1 protein-coding gene is annotated in these 1853 nt (G+C 68.3%); it reads right to left on the bottom strand.

Annotated elements, in window-relative coordinates; all coding sequences use genetic code 11:
* Positions 1-33: 33 nt before the first annotated feature.
* Positions 34-1263: an IS110 family RNA-guided transposase gene (locus tag P2Q00_RS50540; RefSeq protein WP_439145912.1), complete on the bottom strand. Its 1230-nt coding sequence runs from the start codon at positions 1261-1263 to the stop codon at positions 34-36.
* Positions 1264-1853: the final 590 nt, after the last annotated feature.

Below are 1853 nucleotides of genomic sequence, written 5' to 3' on the forward strand. Positions count from 1 at the left end.
ACTGCGGCAACAGACACCTCACGCGGCTAAGTGTCAAGCTGCGGCGGCAAGTTGGGTTGGGAACGCGGTCTGTTCGTCGAACAGTTCGTGTTTCTGGAGGCAGTGGTGGAGCTGGCCGATCATGCGGTTGAAGAGGTTGCGCTGGGCGGCCGCGTGCCAGTCTCCATGTTCGTCGCGGCGTCGCCGGTAGTGCGCCTTGGCGCCGGGTGAGGCGGTGATCGCGGAGAATGCCCAGAGGTAGCCGACGTGGTTGAGCCGGTCGTTCTTGACCCACCGGCGGGTGATGCTCGACTTCTTTCCGGAGGCCCGCGTGATGGGCGAGGAGCCCGCATACGCTTTCAGGCCGCGAGCGTGGTCGAACCGTGTGCGGTCGTCCCCGATCTCGGCGAGTACCCGGGCGCCGAGCTGGGTGCCGAGCCCGGGGAAGCTCAGGATCACGTCAGCGTCCGGGTGCTGAGGGAACGCCTCCTCCACCGCCCTGGCGAGGTCGTCGGTGGCGACGCAGGCGGCCTCCAGCTGGCCCAGAAGGGCGAGCATCTGCTGGCCGAGCGCATCCTCGACCAGGGGCGGCTGGTGGGCGAAGTCACCGCGGAAGACTTCACGGATCCGCTCGGCCTCGGCCTCGATGCCGCGTTTACGGCCGGCTCGCTTGAGTGCGCCGGCGATCTGCGGACGGGTCAGTTTCGCGGCCCTGCCCGGGGTCGGCGCGGCCTTGAGGAGCTCGCGGGCTTCGGGCCGACACAGGCCGTTCTGCCAGGTCGCGAAGGCGTCCAGAGCGGCAGGGTAGTACTCGCGCAGCAGGGAGCGGAGCTGGTTGGCCATCTGCTGGCGGTTCCAGGTGGCGTCCTGCTGGGCACGAGCAAGGACGGCGATGGCGCGGGCCAGATCGCTGTCGCCTGGCAGGGGCCGGTGGGCGTGCATATCTGTGCGCAGGATGTTCGCCAGGACCAGGGCGTCGCCGGGGTCGGACTTCTTGCGCGAGACGCTGTGCCGGTCGCGGTAGCGTGCGGCAGCCAGCGGGTTGATCGCGAATACCTGCCGCTTGCCGGTGCGCAGCACCGCGACCAGCAGGCCGCGAGAGGTCTCGATGGCAACCGGGATCGGATCCTCCTCGGTGTCGCCGAACTCGGCGAGCAGATCCAGCAGGAGCTTGTAGCCCGCCGCGTCGTCGGTGATGTGACGCTTGGCCCGTAACTCCCCGCTGTCGTCGACCAAGGCGACGTCGTGTGTCTTCTCGGCCCAGTCGATTCCGCAGTAGATCAAGATGTTCCCTCCCCATGGCACGGGTGTCTGTGCTGGTCACGAGCACATGCGGGCCACGCAGCGACCTAATTCCAGGACTCAGTCCACCGGGCTGGTCCGCCACCTCACTAGCCGTTCGTGGCACCAGCGCACCACGCGGGCCTCGGTCTGTGCGGGAGCTCGGACGGCTCGGGCGTATCGAGAGGTCACCGTGTGGTGGGCTCGCACCACCAGCACCAACGAGTGAGCAGGACAAGGGGTGTTGACGCTCGACGGCGCCGGGCATCGCCGCTCTGCACGGAGGTATCGTGGCCAGGTAGAGCACAGGCGTCCGCCCGGCGCCCACGAGCGCCAGCCCCTCGCTTTACGGTGGTGGCCGCGAGGACGTCGAACGCCGCCGCTCTGTTGTGAGACGTCGAGGCCAGGGCCTCCTAAGGCGTCCGTCCGACAGCCCACACGACCACCACCATGAGCATCGGGGCCCACACCGCTCTCAGTGGAGGCTTCAACGGCCCGGGTCCAGAAAGGCGTCGTAGCCCCGCGCTCGAACAGTCCGGCGCGAGTGTGGTCCCCGCTACTGGAGCTGTTCACAAGGAATTAGGGCCTCCTGG

The organism is Streptomyces coacervatus (assembly GCF_029223485.1).
GTDB lineage: Bacteria > Actinomycetota > Actinomycetes > Streptomycetales > Streptomycetaceae > Streptomyces > Streptomyces coacervatus.